Annotated in this window: 17 protein-coding genes; 7 read left to right on the top strand and 10 right to left on the bottom strand. The window is 38.2% G+C overall.

Annotated elements, in window-relative coordinates:
* The coding region (locus tag N9Y32_06260; GenBank protein MDB2590612.1) for a 16S rRNA (cytosine(967)-C(5))-methyltransferase RsmB at positions 1 to 292 on the top strand (292 nt) is incomplete at its 5' end.
* 45 nt (positions 293 to 337) lie between these two features.
* A complete protein-coding gene (locus N9Y32_06255; GenBank protein ID MDB2590611.1) occupies positions 338 to 748 on the top strand; it encodes a DsrE family protein in 411 nt (136 codons plus the stop codon).
* A 55-nt stretch (positions 749 to 803) separates the two neighbouring features.
* Here the strand turns inward: N9Y32_06255 and lon are convergent, their stop codons facing one another.
* From lon to N9Y32_06220, 7 genes are all read right to left on the bottom strand, one after another.
* Complete coding sequence (gene lon / locus N9Y32_06250) at positions 804 to 3,140, bottom strand: endopeptidase La (GenBank protein ID MDB2590610.1); 2,337 nt, start codon at positions 3,138 to 3,140, stop codon at positions 804 to 806.
* Entirely contained in the window at positions 3,119 to 4,429 is a 1,311-nt protein-coding gene (hflX, locus tag N9Y32_06245) for a GTPase HflX (protein ID MDB2590609.1), read from the bottom strand. The genes lon and hflX overlap by 22 nt, the downstream gene beginning before the upstream one ends.
* A gap of 11 nt (positions 4,430 to 4,440) precedes the next feature.
* Positions 4,441 to 5,703: an ATP-dependent Clp protease ATP-binding subunit ClpX gene (gene clpX / locus N9Y32_06240; protein ID MDB2590608.1), complete on the bottom strand. Its 1,263-nt coding sequence runs from the start codon at positions 5,701 to 5,703 to the stop codon at positions 4,441 to 4,443.
* Between the two features lie 5 nt (positions 5,704 to 5,708).
* Positions 5,709 to 6,305 (bottom strand): ATP-dependent Clp endopeptidase proteolytic subunit ClpP, encoded by a 597-nt coding sequence (clpP, locus tag N9Y32_06235; protein ID MDB2590607.1) that lies wholly within the window; start codon positions 6,303 to 6,305, stop codon positions 5,709 to 5,711.
* 6 nt (positions 6,306 to 6,311) lie between these two features.
* The gene (gene tig, locus N9Y32_06230; protein ID MDB2590606.1) at positions 6,312 to 7,607 is read right to left on the bottom strand and encodes a trigger factor; all 1,296 of its coding nucleotides are present in this window, start codon (positions 7,605 to 7,607) and stop codon (positions 6,312 to 6,314) included.
* Between the two features lie 108 nt (positions 7,608 to 7,715).
* Positions 7,716 to 8,357, bottom strand: coding sequence for a cytochrome c4 (locus N9Y32_06225; protein MDB2590605.1), 642 nt, complete (start codon positions 8,355 to 8,357; stop codon positions 7,716 to 7,718).
* Positions 8,358 to 8,450: 93 nt separating this feature from the next.
* A complete protein-coding gene (locus tag N9Y32_06220; protein ID MDB2590604.1) occupies positions 8,451 to 8,732 on the bottom strand; it encodes a cytochrome C in 282 nt (93 codons plus the stop codon).
* A gap of 88 nt (positions 8,733 to 8,820) precedes the next feature.
* Between N9Y32_06220 and yihA the strand changes: the two genes are divergently transcribed.
* Both yihA and N9Y32_06210 read left to right on the top strand, forming a co-directional pair.
* Positions 8,821 to 9,420, top strand: a complete 600-nt coding sequence (gene yihA, locus N9Y32_06215) for a ribosome biogenesis GTP-binding protein YihA/YsxC (protein ID MDB2590603.1) — start codon at positions 8,821 to 8,823, stop codon at positions 9,418 to 9,420.
* A complete protein-coding gene (locus N9Y32_06210) occupies positions 9,421 to 11,895 on the top strand; it encodes a PD-(D/E)XK nuclease family protein (GenBank protein MDB2590602.1) in 2,475 nt (824 codons plus the stop codon).
* On the opposite strand, the gene N9Y32_06205 is transcribed toward N9Y32_06210, so the two are convergent.
* The gene (locus N9Y32_06205; protein ID MDB2590601.1) at positions 11,872 to 12,957 is read right to left on the bottom strand and encodes a polynucleotide adenylyltransferase; all 1,086 of its coding nucleotides are present in this window, start codon (positions 12,955 to 12,957) and stop codon (positions 11,872 to 11,874) included. The two genes, N9Y32_06210 and N9Y32_06205, sit on opposite strands and share 24 nt — an antisense overlap.
* A 41-nt stretch (positions 12,958 to 12,998) precedes the next feature.
* Here N9Y32_06205 and msrB point away from each other — a divergent pair, with 41 nt between their 5' ends.
* Genes msrB through N9Y32_06190 form a run of 3 tightly spaced genes read left to right on the top strand, consistent with a single transcriptional unit; the run spans position 12,999 to position 15,261 of the window.
* Positions 12,999 to 13,364: a peptide-methionine (R)-S-oxide reductase MsrB gene (msrB, locus tag N9Y32_06200; protein MDB2590600.1), complete on the top strand. Its 366-nt coding sequence runs from the start codon at positions 12,999 to 13,001 to the stop codon at positions 13,362 to 13,364.
* Between the two features lie 2 nt (positions 13,365 to 13,366).
* Positions 13,367 to 14,665 (top strand): UDP-N-acetylmuramate:L-alanyl-gamma-D-glutamyl-meso-diaminopimelate ligase, encoded by a 1,299-nt coding sequence (mpl, locus tag N9Y32_06195; protein ID MDB2590599.1) that lies wholly within the window; start codon positions 13,367 to 13,369, stop codon positions 14,663 to 14,665.
* Positions 14,662 to 15,261, top strand: coding sequence for a UbiX family flavin prenyltransferase (locus tag N9Y32_06190; protein ID MDB2590598.1), 600 nt, complete (start codon positions 14,662 to 14,664; stop codon positions 15,259 to 15,261). Before mpl ends, N9Y32_06190 begins: the two co-directional genes overlap by 4 nt.
* On the opposite strand, the gene N9Y32_06185 is transcribed toward N9Y32_06190, so the two are convergent.
* Positions 15,258 to 16,040, bottom strand: coding sequence for a sulfite exporter TauE/SafE family protein (locus tag N9Y32_06185; protein MDB2590597.1), 783 nt, complete (start codon positions 16,038 to 16,040; stop codon positions 15,258 to 15,260). The two genes, N9Y32_06190 and N9Y32_06185, sit on opposite strands and share 4 nt — an antisense overlap.
* On the bottom strand, positions 16,028 to 16,753 hold the full coding sequence (locus tag N9Y32_06180) for an alpha/beta hydrolase family protein (protein MDB2590596.1): 726 nt from the start codon (positions 16,751 to 16,753) through the stop codon (positions 16,028 to 16,030). Before N9Y32_06180 ends, N9Y32_06185 begins: the two co-directional genes overlap by 13 nt.
* Positions 16,754 to 16,845: the final 92 nt, after the last annotated feature.

Here is a 16,845-nt window from a genome sequence, read left to right as displayed (position 1 = left end):
ACTGCTTAGAAAGCCCAAAGATATTGCAGCACTGGTTAGCTTGCAACAACAAATATTAGAGAATTTATGGACCATGCTTAAACCTGGTGGCACATTACTATACGCCACCTGTTCAATTTTAAAAACTGAGAATGAACAGCAAATTACTCGATTTTTAGAGTCTCATGAAGATGCTAAAGAAATCAAAATAGAGCTAGATTGGGGTATTGAGACTTGCGTAGGAAGACAACAACTCCCAGTCCATAATTTTGATGGATTTTATTACGCAAAAATTCAAAAGGCGTTAGAATAGCCTTACCTTTAATAATAAAGGCACGATAACTCTTGGGGGAGAATCATGAAAAAAATATTACTTAGTATCATAACTGCGCTGTTTGTTTTTAACGTGCAAGCAGCCAATCCAAAATATGTCATCCAAGTGAGTACTGACGATGCCAGAACACAAAAAATTGTACTTAACAACGCTGCAAATTTGCAAAAGCACTATGGCGCTGACAAGGTCGATATCGAAATTGTGGCTTATGGTCCAGGTTTAGGTATTCTGACAACTGGCAGTAAGAATGCAAGTCGTGTTGAAAAAATGGCCATGAATGATGTTACTTTTAGTGCTTGTCAAAATACCATGAATGGTATCAAGAAAAAGAAAGGCCAGTTTCCAAAATTGACTGATGGCGTTAAAACGACACCTTCTGGCGTTGTTCGTATTGGAGAATTACAGCAACAAGGCTACTCTTATATCCGACCTTAAAATAGCATGAAATTCAATAAAAAGGCGCTTTAAGCGCCTTTTTTATTGGGTTTTGTTACTTCTCTAAAGCAATATCCAACACTTCATCAATCCATTTAACTTTGATTACATTCAGCTTACCTTTGATTTTCTCAGGTACTTCAGAGAGTTCACGTTCGTTATCATCAGGAATGATAACCGTCTTAATACCGCCACGAAGTGCAGCCAACATTTTTTCTTTAAGGCCACCAATTGGGGTAATTTCACCACGAAGTGTGATCTCACCCGTCATAGCCACATCCGCTTTTACTTTTCTACCCGTTAAAACAGATACTAACGCTGTACACATCGCTGCACCAGCACTTGGTCCGTCTTTAGGGGTAGATCCATCAGGAACGTGAATATGAATATCCAGCTTTTCTTGGAAATCATCAGCAATGCCTAATTCTTTAGCGCGAGTTCGTGTGACACTCATAGCAGCCTGAATAGACTCCTTCATGACATCACCCAACTGACCTGTGTAATTTAGCTTTCCTTTACCTTTATAGGCCGTTGCCTCAATGGTTAACAAATCACCACCTACTGAAGTCCAGGCAAGACCTGTAACCTCGCCAACCTGATTATTTTCTTCAGCCAAACCAAAGCGATATTTTTTAACACCTAGGTATTTTTCTAAATTTTTATCAGTAATGGTAGCCTTAGTTTTTCGCTTCTTTAAAACCACTTCTTTTACAACTTTTCGACAAATAGTGCTGATGGTTCTGTTTAAGCCTCGAACGCCTGCTTCACGAGTGTAATAACGAATAATATCTAAAATAGCGGAATCTTTAAAGTTGATTTCACTCGTTTTTATACCGTTACCTTCCATGGCTTGTTTAATCAAGTGACGTTTAGCAATTTGAACTTTTTCGTCTTCTGTGTAGCCTGCCAATTCAATAATTTCCATTCTGTCTAACAATGGTTGAGGTAGATCTAACGAATTTGCTGTAGCTACAAACATCACTTGAGAAAGATCATAATCTACTTCTAGGTAATGATCATTAAACGTATGATTTTGCTCTGGATCTAGCACTTCTAACATGGCACTTGACGGATCGCCACGATAGTCACTAGCCATTTTTTCAATTTCATCAAGTAAAAACAAAGGATTTTTTACTTTAATTTTTTGCATTTTCTGCACAATTGAACCTGGCATTGCGCCAATATAAGTTCGTCTGTGACCGCGAATTTCAGCTTCATCACGAACGCCACCTAAGGCCATACGCACATACTTACGATTAACTGCTTTGGCAATTGATTCACCTAAAGAGGTTTTTCCCACGCCAGGAGGACCCACTAAACATAGAATGTTGGCCTTGTTGTGTGAAACACGTGTTTGCACCGCTAAATGCTCCAAAATACGCTCTTTTACTTTGTCTAGGCCGTAGTGATCATCATCAAGAATTTTTTGTGCCTTTTTAAGGTCTTTATTGATAATGGTTTTCTTTTTCCAAGGAACATCGCACAAATTCTCAATATAGGTGCGAATAATAGAGGCATCTGATGATTGAGAAGACATGCGTGATAATTTCTTAAGTTCGCTTTGTGCCTTCTCTTTGACATCTTTAGGCATTTTTGCTTTATTTATACTTAACTGCAATTCTTCAATTTCGCTTTCATCTTCTGCTTGACCTAGCTCTTTTTGAATAGATTTCATTTGCTCATTCAAATAATAATCACGCTGATTAGAATCCATTTGCTTGCGCACACGTGATTGAATCTTTTGCTCTGTATCGAGTACTTCTATCTCACTTTGAATGACTGTTAAAATTTTATCAAGCCTTTCTTGCGAATTATTTCCGCCCAATAAAGCTTGCTTCTCTGAAACTTTTAGAGATAAATTAGCAATAATCACATCACTAAAACGCTCAACATCGCTTACATCTTTAAGCATTTTTAAAACTTCTTCAGGAATTTTCTTATTTAGCTTGATGTATATTTCAAAACTTTCTAAAGCCAATCTCATCATTGCTTTAACTTCTTTTTCACTGTCATCTTCTAAGCTTAGATCACTTAGGCGCACTTCACTGTAATCTTCAAGCTCAACAATCGCTTCAATTTTTGCACGCTTAACACCTTCTACTAAAACTTTAATAGTGCCATCTGGCAGTTTTAACATTTGAAGAATGGTTGCTAGCGTACCCACTTCATGCAGGTCACTAAATTGAGGATTCTCAACTTTGTCATCTTTTTGAGTAACTACGAAGATGTATTTATTAGTGCCCATTGCCTGGGTAATAGCATTAACCGATGTTTTTCTGCCGACAAATAATGGCATCACCGTATGCGGAAATATAACTACATCTCTTAGGGGTAGTAACGGAACGCTTTCAAGTTTTAAATCAATCTCTTCTACTTCTGGCTTTGTTCCCATAACAACTTAACACCTTTCTTGTTTAATAATTTAGATAGATAGTGGTGAGTGACGTTAATTTCAAGTATCCACTGTCCAAAATCATCCACCTTTTCGTTGTGGATATAGCCAACATCATAAATTTCACTACGGATATAGGCACTCTTCACATCTAGCTCTATTTTAGCTCGTGTCATCATACCACTGAGCTGTTCTGCTAATGCTTGATATAGTAAATCAATTCCCTCTCCAGTTTGGCTAGAAATCCAAACTCGATAAGCCCTACCTGATTCATCACGATCTAATCGCGGCATAAAATTATCTAAGCAATCAATTTTATTCATCACCAAAATAGTTGGAATTTTGCCGGCACCGATCTCTTCGATAATTTCGTCAACTTGGCCAATTTTTTCAATATTATATTCATCAGCTGCATCAACAATATGTAGCAACACATCAGAGCGCTTAGTTTCCTCTAGAGTTGATTTAAAAGCATCAACTAAGTCATGCGGAAGGTCTTGAATAAAACCCACTGTATCGGCAATTACAGCCTCCCCCGAAGCAGGCAATATAACTCGCCTAATGGTAGAATCCAATGTTGCAAATAACTGATCATGGGCAAATACTTTTGAATCAGTCAATGTATTAAATAAAGTAGATTTTCCAGCATTGGTGTAACCTGCCAAAGCAATCATCGGTAGCTCGTTCTTAACTCGTGATTTACGCCCTAAGTCTCTTTGCTTGTGCACTTTATCTAAGCGCCTAGTAATATTTTTAATACGAACAGCAATTAAACGCTTATCGGTTTCTAGTTGGGTTTCACCAGGTCCACGCATACCAATACCACCTTTTTGTCTCTCTAGGTGGGTCCAACCACGAACCAAGCGAGTCGATAAATGCCTAAGCTGTGCAAGTTCTACTTGTAACTTACCTTCAAATGAGCTTGCCCTTAATGCAAAAATATCCAGAATAAGACCGGTACGATCCATCACCTGACATTGTAATGTTTTTTCTAGGTTACGCTCTTGGGAAGGGGTTAGTTCAGATGAGAATATAACCAAATCAAGTTCAAGTTCTTGAACCATTTGCGCAAGTTCATCCACTTTACCTGTTCCAATAAAATATTGGGCCTTAGTCGAATTTCGATTAACTTGAATAGCTTCAATGATATCCAATCCTGAAGATCGGGCCAATTCTTTAAATTCGGATTTAGCATTATGAATATTGCGAGTACTAGGAAGCTCAACGTAAATCAATAAGGTTCTTTCACCTTGGCCTACAGCATCTTTTTGACGATCAAATAATTCCAATATAAAGTAGTCTAGCTGACTTTTTTATCTGATTTTTTCTTCTCAGACTTGTAAACAATAATAGGTTCTTTTTTAGTTTCAACCGTTGATTTATCAATAACTACTTCTGAAACATCCTTTAAAGAAGGAAGCTCAAACATAGTATCTAGCAACAAGTCTTCTAAAATAGAGCGTAAACCACGAGCACCAGTTTTGCGCTTAATGGCAAGCTTTGCAATAGCAAGTAGTGAGGCTTTTTTAAAGGTTAGCTTGACGGATTCTAATTTGAAAATTTCCTGGAATTGTTTAACAACTGAATTTTTTGGCTTAGTTAAAATTTCTACCAATGCAGCTTCATCTAATTCACCTAGTGCAGTTTGCACTGGTAATCGGCCAACTAACTCTGGAATCAATCCAAATTTAATCAAATCTTCGGGTTGGATTAAATCAAATAAATCGGTTAACGTTTTGTTTTTATTGTTATCTTTAACCGCTGCAGAAAAACCAATACCGGTTACCTTTTCAACACGTCGATTAATAATGGCATCTAGCCCATCAAATGCGCCACCGCAAATAAATAAAATCTTTGAGGTGTCAACATCAATGGTTTCTTGATTAGGATGCTTACGACCACCTTGAGGTGGAACAGAAGCAACAGTGCCTTCAATCAGCTTAAGCATGGCTTGTTGAACACCTTCACCTGACACATCACGGGTGATGGATGGTGAATCAGAACGACGAGAAATTTTATCAATTTCATCAATAAAAATAATACCACGCTCGGCACGCGCAGGATCAAAATCACATTTTGATAATAGATTCTTAATAACATTTTCAACATCATCGCCCACATAGCCAGCTTCTGTTAATGTTGTTGCATCAGCTACAGCAAATGGCACATCTAAAATACGTGCCAAAGTTTGTGCCAATAATGTTTTTCCCGAGCCTGTTGGGCCAATCATAAGGATATTGGACTTGTCTAACTCTACATCATTTGAGATGTAGTCATTTTTTAGGCGCTTATAGTGATTATAAACCGCAACTGATAAAACCTTTTTAGCATGATCTTGTCCAATAACATAATCATTTAAAAAATCACGAAGCTGAATCGGCGTATAGTCCCAATCCTTATATTCTTGAGTAAGCTCTTTAATCGCCTGCTCTTCAATCAGACCATGGCAAGATTCAATACATTCATTACAGATATAGACACTAGGGCCTGCAATTAAGCGCTCAACTTCAGATTTTGCTTTGCCACAAAATGAACAAGAAAGTTCTTTTTTATCAACTGCCATAATACTTATCGCTTATCAATAACCTTGTCAATCAAGCCGTACTTAGCTGAAGCTGCTGCTGACATAAAGTTATCTCTATCTGTGTCTTTTTGAATAGACTTTAGGCTTTGGCCTGTATGAGTTTTTAGAATATTATTTAACTTTTCTCTGACAGTCAAAATTTCTTGAGCATGGATATCGATATCACTAGCTTGGCCAGAAAATCCACCTAAAGGCTGATGAATCATCATCCTGGCATTTGGCAATGCAAAACGCTTATCTTTGGCACCTGCTGTTAGCAATAAAGCACCCATTGATGCAGCTTGGCCAATACACAAAGTAGAGATATCTGGCTTAATAAACTGCATGGTGTCATAAATTGCCAACCCTGCTGTGACTGAGCCACCTGGTGAGTTAATATATAAATGGATATCCTTCTCTGGATTCTCAGACTCTAAAAATAACATCTGAGCAACTACCACATTAGCCATATAATCTTCGACTGGACCGACTAAAAAGATAATACGCTCCTTTAAAAGACGCGAATAAATATCGTATGATCTCTCTCCGCGGGCAGATTGCTCCACCACCATTGGTATTTGATTCAGATTATTAATGTCCATTTAGATTTAACCTCTCTCAGTAATTTCTGTAAATTTCTTTTTAACGATCTTAACTTTAGCGCTTTCTAAAATTTTCTCTTGCACCATTTTCTCAACAATCATTAACTCGACGCTTGATTTTCTTGAAACATCTTCGTTGTAATATTCAACCATTTGCTGAGCATTTTCACCGTAAGACTGAGACATTTCTTGAATTCGAGCATCAATTTGCTCCATGCTAGCTTGCATTTGGTTATCGCTGGCAATTTGCCCAACTAGTAAACCTAACTTAACACGTCGCTCTGCTTCGTCATTAAACACTGAAGCTGGCATTGCAGCTTGAGGAGCTTGGCCTTGTTGCTGCATACGCTCTTGCATTTCAGTTAATAAGTTTTGAGCTTCACCATCAATGCTACTTTGAGGAACGTCAAATTCATTAGCTGATGCTAAAGCATTAAATAATGCATCTTTATTAAGCTGCTCAATACGTCCATCAATTTCAGTACGCATCTGCTCTTTCATGCTAACTAACAATGCATCCATATCTTTTTCACCAAACCTTTTGGCAAATGCTGCGTCTAATTTAGGCTGTTTTGGTGAACTTACTTCATTAATCGTAATAGCAAATTTAACTGGCTTTCCTGCTAAATGAGTCGCATGGTAATCATCAGGGAAGCTGACGTCAAGATCAACTATTTTGCCTGCAGCAACGCCAGTAACACTCTCTTCAAAGCCAGGAATCATTGTACCTTTGCCTAATACCATTTTAAAATCTTTAGCTTCACCACCTTCAAAAGCTTCACCATCAATAGTTCCGATAAAGTCCATCGCTACGCGATCGCCTTCTTTAGAAACACGTTTAACCGCTTTAAACTCGATCATTTGCTCTTGCAAGCCATCTAATGTTTTTTCTTCATCAGCTTTAGTAATGTCAACTGTAACTTGCTCAACTTCTAATTTGGAAAAGTCTGCAAGTTTTACTTCTGGAAAAACTTCAAATTCAACCGTGTAAGAAAAATTAGTCTTACCTTTTGAGTCAACTTTACTCACAAAAGGACGAGCTGCAGGCGTTAATTTTGCATCAGTCAATGCTTCAACTAAAGTTTCATTAACGATTTCATTAATCGCATCAGAATTAGCATTATCACCAAAACGCTTCTTTACCATTGAGACAGGAACCTTGCCTTTTCTAAAGCCATCAATACTCACTTGAGAGGCCATTGTCTTTACGATTTTATCAACTTTTTGATTGAAAGTATCGATTGGTACATCTACTGTTAATGATCTTTTAAGACCTTCTAATGTTTCTAGTGAAGTTTTCATGCGTATTAAGTCCGTCTCTTTGTTTATATAAAACGCATAATTATACCTAAATTGCAGGCAATAAAAAAGGCAGTAAAAACTGCCTTTTTATGGATTTAAAAGTCGTCTTTAATTCAAGCCGGCAATATACTGAGACAATGCCTCAATTTCTATATTATTTAAGTCTTTAGTAAATGCAATCATCATTTTTCGATCATCATTATCTCTAGCAAGCGTTTTTGCATCTGTCAGAGTATTAATAGACACTTGGCGGAATTCTTTCAACTGCTTTGCTGTGTAAGAGGCATGTTGAGACGCAATCGCTGGAAAACCAGCCGATGGAATGCCAGCACCTTTAGAACCATGACATGCTATACAAGCGGTAATACCTCTTTCTTTATCACCACCTCGATAAAGTTTTTCACCTAGGGCGATATTCGCAGACTTATTAGCAACGTTTTTAGAGATAGTTTGCTGGGAGAAATACGCGGCTAGATCAGACATATCTTGCTCACTTAACCCGGCAGCAATTCCTGCCATCAAACCATTTTGGCGCTTTCCTGACTTAAAATCTTTAAGCTGTTTAAGAGAATAATTTTCACCTTGCCCAGCTAGCTTAGGAAAAATTGGCACCATTGAATTACCATTAGCACCATGGCATGCTATGCAGGTTACAGACTTAGTTTTTCCTTTTGCCGCATCACCTGAAGCTAAAGTATTAGTGGAAATAAAGGCTAAAGCCATCGAAAAAATTAATACTAACTTATTCATAAGATATCTCTTTTTATAAAAAAATAAGCCGATATTATACGTTAATATCGGCTTATTAAATTTACGAAATGCGTCTCAAAGACGCTAAGTAATTTATTGTCCTGCTAGGTAGTCTGCAATCGCTTGCTCTTGACCAGCAGCCATTGGTGCCATTGCATTCATGGTTGCATTTTTACGAGCGCCAGATTGGTAGTCTTTTAATGCTTTTACAACATCAAGATTAGGTCTAACTGATTTAGCTAGTGATGGATACGATGGAATTGCTGACTTACCACCTACTCCATGACAACCTGAACAACCTAAAGCGTCAAAAGAATTTGCTTGAACTGAGCCCATTGATAAAACAATAGATGCTGCTAATAAAACCTTTTTCATTACCCTCTCCTTAATTATTAATAATATAAAATATACTAACTAGTTTAATATAAAACTACAGCTTACCATTATACATATTTTTTAAAAAATGCGCAAACACTACCAACAAGCTAAATTCTTACTTTCTTGCCCCTCTTTAAAGGGATGTCCTCCTGATGAAGGTTTTGAAGTAATTTTTTCCGGAAGGTCTAATTCAGGAAAATCAAGCTCGATTAATACACTCACCTTGCAAAATAAATTAGCCAAAGTTTCACGAACGCCAGGCCGTACTCAGCATCTTGTTTTTTTTGAGTTGGATGAAAATAGACGTTTAGTAGATTTGCCTGGGTACGGTTATGCCAAAGTACCTGAACATGTAAAAAAACAATGGCATACAGATATGAGTGAATATTTTGATAAGCGTGACTGTTTACGAGGCGCTGTTTTAGTGATGGACGTTCGCCATCCACTAAAACCCTTTGATAAAATGATGCTAGACTGGTGTGTGAGCATCAACTTGCCAACACAAATCATTCTAACCAAAGCGGATAAACTTAAAAAGGGCGCAGCGGCCAATACTCGCCTACAAGTGGAAAAAATTATTAAAGATTATCCTTATGTCGATGTGCAACTATTCTCCAGTCTTAAAAAACAAGGCTTAGAAGAGCTCTGGTCTCGTCTTGATACTTTCTTTGGCTATAGTGAATAAATGCATCTAAATGCTGACCTGACTCACATTGTTCCGACAGACATAATTGTTGTTGCTAATAATCGTCAAGTTTTAGCCTTTAAACGCACATTCTCCAAGCAACATCCGCTAACACAACTACCAAATATATTATCTTGGCAGCAATACTTAAAACACACTTGGCAGTCACGGCATCTTAACAGCACTTTGCGTCTCATTGATCCTATTGAACAGCGCTATTTAATAGAATCCTCACTTCAGCAGTTCGAGCAAAATAACCATGCTCAACTAACCAGCGAAGTCATTAAAAACTATGACTATTGCACTAATCATTTAATACCTATAGAGACGCTTGCTCAATCTAGAGTTCAAATTTGCGAAGTCTTTGCCAGTTGGATCGTGCTCTATCAAAAAACCAAGAACGACTTAAGTTTAGTAGATGTAAACGATTTACCTGGTCTTATATTACAAAACAAAGGCAATCTTCAAGCGCCTTATATTTATGGCTTCAAAACACTAACTCCACTTCAACAAAAAGTATTTGATACACTTGGTCACCAAGTTATTGGCGCTCAATACACTGATAAAACCGAGCAAAAATGCTTTGAAAATAGCTTATCTGAAATTCAAGCGGCTGCTATTTGGGCAAAACAACAACAAGATAAAAATCCTGATTGCTCACTTGTAATTGTTTGCCCGCAACTAAGTGAGCTTCAATATCAGCTCAGTTCGATTTTTGATCAAACATTTGATGATCTATTGACCCAAACAGGGAAAAAGTCTTACAACATATCCTTAGGTTTGCCCTTGTCTCACTACACCTTGGTTCAGGATTTACTCAATCTTCTTGAGCTAAATGAGCAAATAAAAACTAACAACATCCAAACTGCTCTATTTACTCAAGTGGTTACGAGTGTCTATATTCAAGGCTATCAGCTTGAGCGTAGTTCTCGACATATGCTGGTTAATCAAGCCTTGTCTTTATCCCTTGAGTATTTCCAATTAGAGCAATTAGAAGAAGCAATTATACAATGCCCAGTATTATCAAAACTAATACAAGCTGCTAAACTAAACGATACAAAAAATCAGCGATTGGATGAGCACTTACTTAACTTTAATACAGCACTCACTAACTGGGGATTTACAACAGATCGACCTCTTAGTAGTAGTGAATACCAACTATTTAATAAATATTTAAGCAGTTCACTTAAGCTGAATCAACTGGCACTTCATCAAAATAAATGTCTTGTAAAAACAGCACTTTACTTACTTAAAGAGATTAGCAATCAAATTGTTTTCCAGGCACAATCAAGCAAAACTAACGTTCAAATTATTGGCTCATTAGAGGCCGAAGGCCTATACTTTGATAAAGCTTGGGTGATGGGTATGACTCATGATTTTTTACCCGCCAAGCTAAATTCACCAAGGTTTATCGCTACTGATATTGCTATTCATCATCAAATTCCACATAGTAGCTATGAGTTAATTCAAACGGATGCACAAAATACATTAAACAACTTGTGCTCATTATCAAGTCATGTGATTTTCTCCTATGCGAAATCACATCTTGAATCAGAGCAACTCCCTTCTCCTTTGATTGATTTTAACGCTGACAGTATTATGCAACCTGACATCAAGCCAGCCACTCGCGAAATAGAATTAATTAATGATGCCAGTGTGAGTCAATTTACTCAGAGTGAGGTTAAATCTGGGGTAAATTTACTTAAGGATCAAATGGCCTGTGACTTTAAAGGTTTTGCTCATCGACTAAATTTAACACACTATGACGAGCCACATATCGGCCTAGATAGGCGCGAACAAGGCAACGCTATTCATAATGCCTTGCAATATATTTATCAAGAAATAGATTCAAAAGAAGCACTTTTAAAATTAAGCCCAGCTGAGCTCGAGACATTGATTGATCAAAAGGTTTACGCCGCACTCAAACGCCATCCTAACTCTGGCTTCAAAGCTATTGAAAAAACAAGATTAACACAACTACTTCATAAATTTATCGAAACTGATAAAGCGAGAGAAAATTTTCGCATATTGGCTACCGAGCAAAGTGTTCACGTTGAAATTTCTGGATTAAGCTTTAATACGCGGCTTGATCGACTTGATCAAATGGACAATGGTGATCGTATTATTTTTGACTACAAAACGGGCGATACATCTACCTCTAAATGGTGCTCAACCGATATTGTCGAGCCACAATTACCTATCTATAGTGTCACCAATAACACCCAAGGCGCTGCTTTTATTGAGCTTAATTCGAGTGCAGTTAGCTTTAAAGGTTTGTCTAAAGACCCCGATTCTCTGCCTAAACAATCCTCACGAAAAGGCAGTTGTCAAGAATGGGATGAGCAAATAAACATCTGGTCAAAAAGACTAGACCAGGCCAGTCAAGATTTTCAATCAGGCCAAGCGCAAGTCTTGCCTAACAAAACCGCCTGTGATTATTGTGAGTTCGACCTACTGTGCAGAATTCAAAAATAACTGAATAATTGATCTCTTTTCGCTTGCAATTGCTTGCGCAATATTTGTTTTATCGAGCACAGCCACATCAATCAAGCCAAGTTGTTTTGTCAACTCTTTAATGGCCTCTACATTAATCTCTAATAATTGATACACAGCCAATAATTCTACAAACCTATCCTTGCGCCTAAGTGCATCCGTCTTGGCAAAAAAATCAACAATTGAATCAACCGATTGACTGTCAAAAGATTGCGCAAATGAATAAAACTGGGCGCTGAGTTTGGATAGTTGTTCATAATTTTTTGGGCATTTTAAACGCTGGCATAACTGGTCAATGGATGCTACGGGTTCATTCACCAGCCATACGCAAAATTTAAGCGCTGGTTGGTCTGTGTTTAAAGCGTCTAAGAATTTAAAAGTATTGTCATGGTTTTGATGCGTTTGTGCAGACAAAGGTGTAAAAACACGATCATAAGCGCCACATGCTGACAGCACTTTAAAAAAAGCAGAGGGTGTTTTGTATGACAAAGATTTTTCTAGTTCTTTAAACACACGCTCTGATGTCAATGCATCTACCTCTCCTGAAACCACCATATCTTTCATCAGCTTGTGGGTTGAATGTGCCACTTTAAATCCAAACTTTTTAAAACGCGCAGCAAAACGCGCAACACGTAAGATGCGCACTGGATCTTCACTAAAAGCCGTGGAGACATGCCTTAACAGGCCATTATCTAAATCTTGTCGACCATTAAAAGGATCAACCACTTCCCCATTTTTTTCTGCCATGGCGTTAATTGTTAAATCTCGGCGAGATAGGTCTTGTTCCAGTGTCACTTCACGCGAGGTATCAAATTCAAAGCCTTTATAACCAGCACCCACTTTACGCTCAAGCCTAGCAAGCGCATATTCTTCTTGTGTACCTGGGTGCAAAAAAACAGGAAACTCTTTACCCACTTGACGATAACCCAAATCCAGCATTTCATCAGGTGAAGCCCCAACTACCACCCAATCTTTCTCGGTTTTGTCATCTGCAATACCTAATAAACGATCTCGAACTGCACCCCCAACTAAATAAACTTTCATACTTATAAGAAGAATTTTATTAATTCTCATATAATACACTAATGGATTTATCAAAATTAACACCCCAGCAGTTTAAAGTTACCCAGCAATGTGGTACTGAATCACCCTTCACAGGAAAATTTGTTGATCATCACGAAGATGGTAATTACACCTGCATTTGCTGCGATCAGGTTTTATTCTCATCTACTACTAAATTTGAATCAGGTACTGGCTGGCCAAGTTTTTATGATATCGCTCAAGCTGAGAGTGTTTCGCTTATTAAAGACAACACACATGGCATGACGCGTATTGAAGTGAGATGTAGAAGTTGCGATGCACATCTAGGCCATGTATTTGAAGATGGCCCTGCACCCACTGGCCAAAGGTATTGTATTAACTCTGCTTCATTAAACTTTAAAGCGAAATAATCATGCATCTACACATCTTAGGGATTGCTGGCACGTTCATGGGATCATTGGCACTGATTGCCAAACAACTTGGGCACCAAGTCACTGGCCAAGACAAAGGTGTGTACCCACCCATGGGCACTCAGCTTGACGAGCAAAATATTAACTATGCACAAGGTTATGAAATCGCTGATATGCCTGAGGCTGATATCTATATTATTGGCAATGCCTTGTCGCGCGGGAATGCTTGTGTGGAAGAGATTTTAAAAAAACAATATGCTTATGCCTCTGGCGCCCAATGGTTGAGTGAGCATGTTTTACGTAATAAATGGGTATTGGCCATTTCAGGTACTCACGGCAAAACCACCACGGCTAGTATGCTGGCTTGGATACTTGATTATGCTGGATACAATCCTAGTTTTTTAATTGGCGGCGTGGTTGAAGATTTTGGAGTTTCATCGCGACTGACTGAATCAAACTTTTTTGTCATTGAAGCTGATGAATACGACACTGCTTTTTTCGACAAGCGTTCAAAATTTGTGCATTATCATCCAAAAACCTTAGTCATTAACAACCTTGAATTTGATCATGCTGATATCTTTGATTCACTCAAAGACATTCAAAAACAGTTTCATCATCTGATTCGTACCGTGCCAAATGATGGCTTGATCATTCGTCCAGAAAATCATCAAGCGATTGATGAGGTGCTTGAACAAGGTCTTTGGTCTAGTGAGAAAGTCTTGGCCACTCAGACACTTAAAACAACCGATATTGGTACCAGTTTTGACGTTGAAGGTGCTAGGGTTAATTGGCATTTATTGGGTGAGCATAATATGCAAAATGGCTTAAGTGCGATTTATGCAGCTCATCATGTTGGTGTGCCTTTTAATGTAGCCTGTGAAGCTCTGAATCAGTTTAAAGGGGTGAAGCGCCGTTTAGAAGTCAAATATCAAACCCAAGATATTACTCTTTATGATGATTTCGCCCATCATCCTAGTGCCATCCAAACCACGCTATCTGGTCTACGCGATAAAGTTGGGAATGAGACTATTGTCGCCATTTTAGAGCTTAGATCTAACACCATGAAATCAGGTATTCATCAGCAAAGTCTGGTTGATGCACTAATCCAAGCTAATCAAGTCCTTATTCTTAAACCTTTAAATACTGATTGGAATATTAATGCTTTATTTAACAAGCATGAATTGTTTAATTCGGTTGATGAAATCATTAGCGCACTAAGTCACATTCCAAAAGGCCATTTTGTGGTGATGTCAAATGGTGGTTTTGATGATATTTTTAACAAGTTAATTAAAAACCTATGAAGCCAATCGCAATTGCATTAACTGGCGCATCTGGAATGCCCTACGCCATCACTTTGTTAAAAGAGTTGGTCAAAACCCAAGATAAGATCTATGTGATGATTTCAAAAGCAGCAAGTATTGTCATCACCATGGAAACTGATTTGAACTTAGGATCTGACACACCCTCCATTGAAAAAAATCTTAGCCAATATTTAGGCGCTAAAGAAGGGCAGATTAAAGTATTTTCCAAAAACCAATGGACAGCGCCGGTTGCCTCAGGTTCAAATCCACCTCGCGCAATGGTTGTTTGCCCTTGCACCATGAGTACCTTGTCTGCAATTGCCAATGGCCATGGAGATAATCTTATGCATCGGGCTGCTGATGTGGTCATCAAAGAACAGAAAAAACTTATTTTAGTCCCTAGAGAAACCCCTTATTCCGCTATTCATTTGGAAAATATGCTAAAGCTATCGCGATTAGGGGTCGTTATTATGGATGCGAATCCTGCGTTTTACCAAAATCCAGGCTCTATTCAAGACATGGTTGATTTTGTTGTGGCGCGAATTTTGGACCACTTGGACGTAGAGCACAACTTACTACCACCTTGGCAAGGCTAAAAAACTAGAACGCTAATTCCTAAAAAAGCTAAAAATAAAGCAAAGAATTTTTTGAGTTTTTTACCATCAGCACGATGAGCAACTTTAGCACCCAATGGAGCAAACACCACACTCATCACAACAATGCTAATCAGTGCCTGAGTATGGATAAATCCCAAACTACTTGCGCCAGATTCAATATTCAAACCAGCGACAACAAAACCTAGTGCACCAGCAATAGCAATCGGTAAGCCGACAGCTGCTGAAGTGGCAATAGCATTTTTGATATTAACATTGTTATAGGTTAAAAATGGTGTCGTCATGGTGCCACCGCCAATTCCAACAATCGCTGAAATCAACCCAATGATGTAGCCTGTTAATCGCCATACCCAATTGGCCAAATGATCAATATGCCGGCTACTACTCAAACCAAAAAATAGTATGGCCGCTACTAACAACTCAAATATAGCAAAGAACAGTCTCATGAAATCAAAACTCATCAACTGAGTCAGCAAAGCGCCACAAAAGGCACCTAACAAAATAGTCGGCGTCAGTTTTTTAAAATAATGCCAATGAATAGCGCCCTGTTGATGATGTGCTCTAACACTTGAAAGTGAGGTAAAGACAATTGCAGCTAATGCTGTACCAACTGCTGTATGCATGAGTATGGCTTGATCAATTTGTCCAGCCAATAAATACAACATCACGGGCACCATAATCAGCCCGCCGCCGACACCTAACAGACCAGCAATAAAGCCTGAAAATGCGCCGAGTAATAAGAGTGAAGCTACTTCAGCCAAGTACCTACTGATTCAATTAACAAGCTGTCTTTATCATTAAAGAAATGATCAGCGCTAACCTTCATCTGCAAATAGTTTGAGTTGTTTTTTGATGCATGAGCTCGATCTTTCACGCTCTTTAGAACTGATTCAAGATCCTCATCACCATACAAGTCAAAGACAGGAATATCAATTTTTTTCAGATAGTCAGCAGTCGCTGGACCCATACCAATTCCCACAAAACGCTTGAATGGATGCGCAAAATTAGCCAAATAATGCGTTGACATCACACTGCCTAAACTGTGCGCAACCAAAACATCACTCACTAAACCTTCTTTCTCTAAGTATTCTACAGCCGCTTTAATACGCAAATCTGCATGACCAAGCACCTGTTTATACTCGCCCGAATGCGCATCATTTGCCAAAACTGGCATTTGAATAGACAATGTATTAAATCCTTGAGTGGTTAAAGCGACACGTAATGGTTGAATCACTTGTACCCAATCAGGATGAACACCTAAACCATGGACAACCACAGCAGTTCTTGTAGTGTCAGTTTCACTGGGTGTGTAAATAGCCATAAATTCATGATCACTGGCAGTAAGCCAAACTGAATCACCATCCATTAATCCGTCTTCTACCTGCTCAGCCCAACGGGTTTCTTTGGCATAATCAGGTGTAATCTGAGCATTGGCTGTACCTATCATTAATAATAACACTGCTAGTAACTTCATTATATTTTCCTCATTACAAATTAAAATAAAAATATGCTTCTAATTTAGCAAGCAAATTTAAATTATAGCAAGCTTTTTTTGCTCAAAAAAAT

Source organism: Candidatus Thioglobus sp. (genome assembly GCA_028228555.1).
GTDB lineage: Bacteria > Pseudomonadota > Gammaproteobacteria > PS1 > Pseudothioglobaceae > Thioglobus_A.
The sequence above is the reverse complement of the archived record's forward strand: the minus strand, read 5'-3'. Positions and strand labels throughout refer to the sequence as shown.

Excerpts from the sequence above, each read along its gene's own strand:
- N9Y32_06255 (MDB2590611.1), top strand. The coding sequence starts at position 338 with ATGAAAAAAATATTACTTAGTATCATAACTGCGCTGTTTGTTTTTAAC.
- lon (MDB2590610.1), bottom strand. The coding sequence starts at position 3,140 with ATGGGAACAAAGCCAGAAGTAGAAGAGATTGATTTAAAACTTGAAAGC.
- clpX (MDB2590608.1), bottom strand. The coding sequence starts at position 5,703 with ATGGCAGTTGATAAAAAAGAACTTTCTTGTTCATTTTGTGGCAAAGCA.
- clpP (MDB2590607.1), bottom strand. The coding sequence starts at position 6,305 with ATGGACATTAATAATCTGAATCAAATACCAATGGTGGTGGAGCAATCT.
- tig (MDB2590606.1), bottom strand. The coding sequence starts at position 7,607 with ATGAAAACTTCACTAGAAACATTAGAAGGTCTTAAAAGATCATTAACA.
- N9Y32_06225 (MDB2590605.1), bottom strand. The coding sequence starts at position 8,357 with ATGAATAAGTTAGTATTAATTTTTTCGATGGCTTTAGCCTTTATTTCC.
- N9Y32_06220 (MDB2590604.1), bottom strand. The coding sequence starts at position 8,732 with ATGAAAAAGGTTTTATTAGCAGCATCTATTGTTTTATCAATGGGCTCA.
- yihA (MDB2590603.1), top strand. The coding sequence starts at position 8,821 with ATGCGCAAACACTACCAACAAGCTAAATTCTTACTTTCTTGCCCCTCT.
- N9Y32_06210 (MDB2590602.1), top strand. The coding sequence starts at position 9,421 with ATGCATCTAAATGCTGACCTGACTCACATTGTTCCGACAGACATAATT.
- N9Y32_06205 (MDB2590601.1), bottom strand. The coding sequence starts at position 12,957 with ATGAAAGTTTATTTAGTTGGGGGTGCAGTTCGAGATCGTTTATTAGGT.
- msrB (MDB2590600.1), top strand. The coding sequence starts at position 12,999 with ATGGATTTATCAAAATTAACACCCCAGCAGTTTAAAGTTACCCAGCAA.
- mpl (MDB2590599.1), top strand. The coding sequence starts at position 13,367 with ATGCATCTACACATCTTAGGGATTGCTGGCACGTTCATGGGATCATTG.
- N9Y32_06190 (MDB2590598.1), top strand. The coding sequence starts at position 14,662 with ATGAAGCCAATCGCAATTGCATTAACTGGCGCATCTGGAATGCCCTAC.
- N9Y32_06180 (MDB2590596.1), bottom strand. The coding sequence starts at position 16,753 with ATGAAGTTACTAGCAGTGTTATTATTAATGATAGGTACAGCCAATGCT.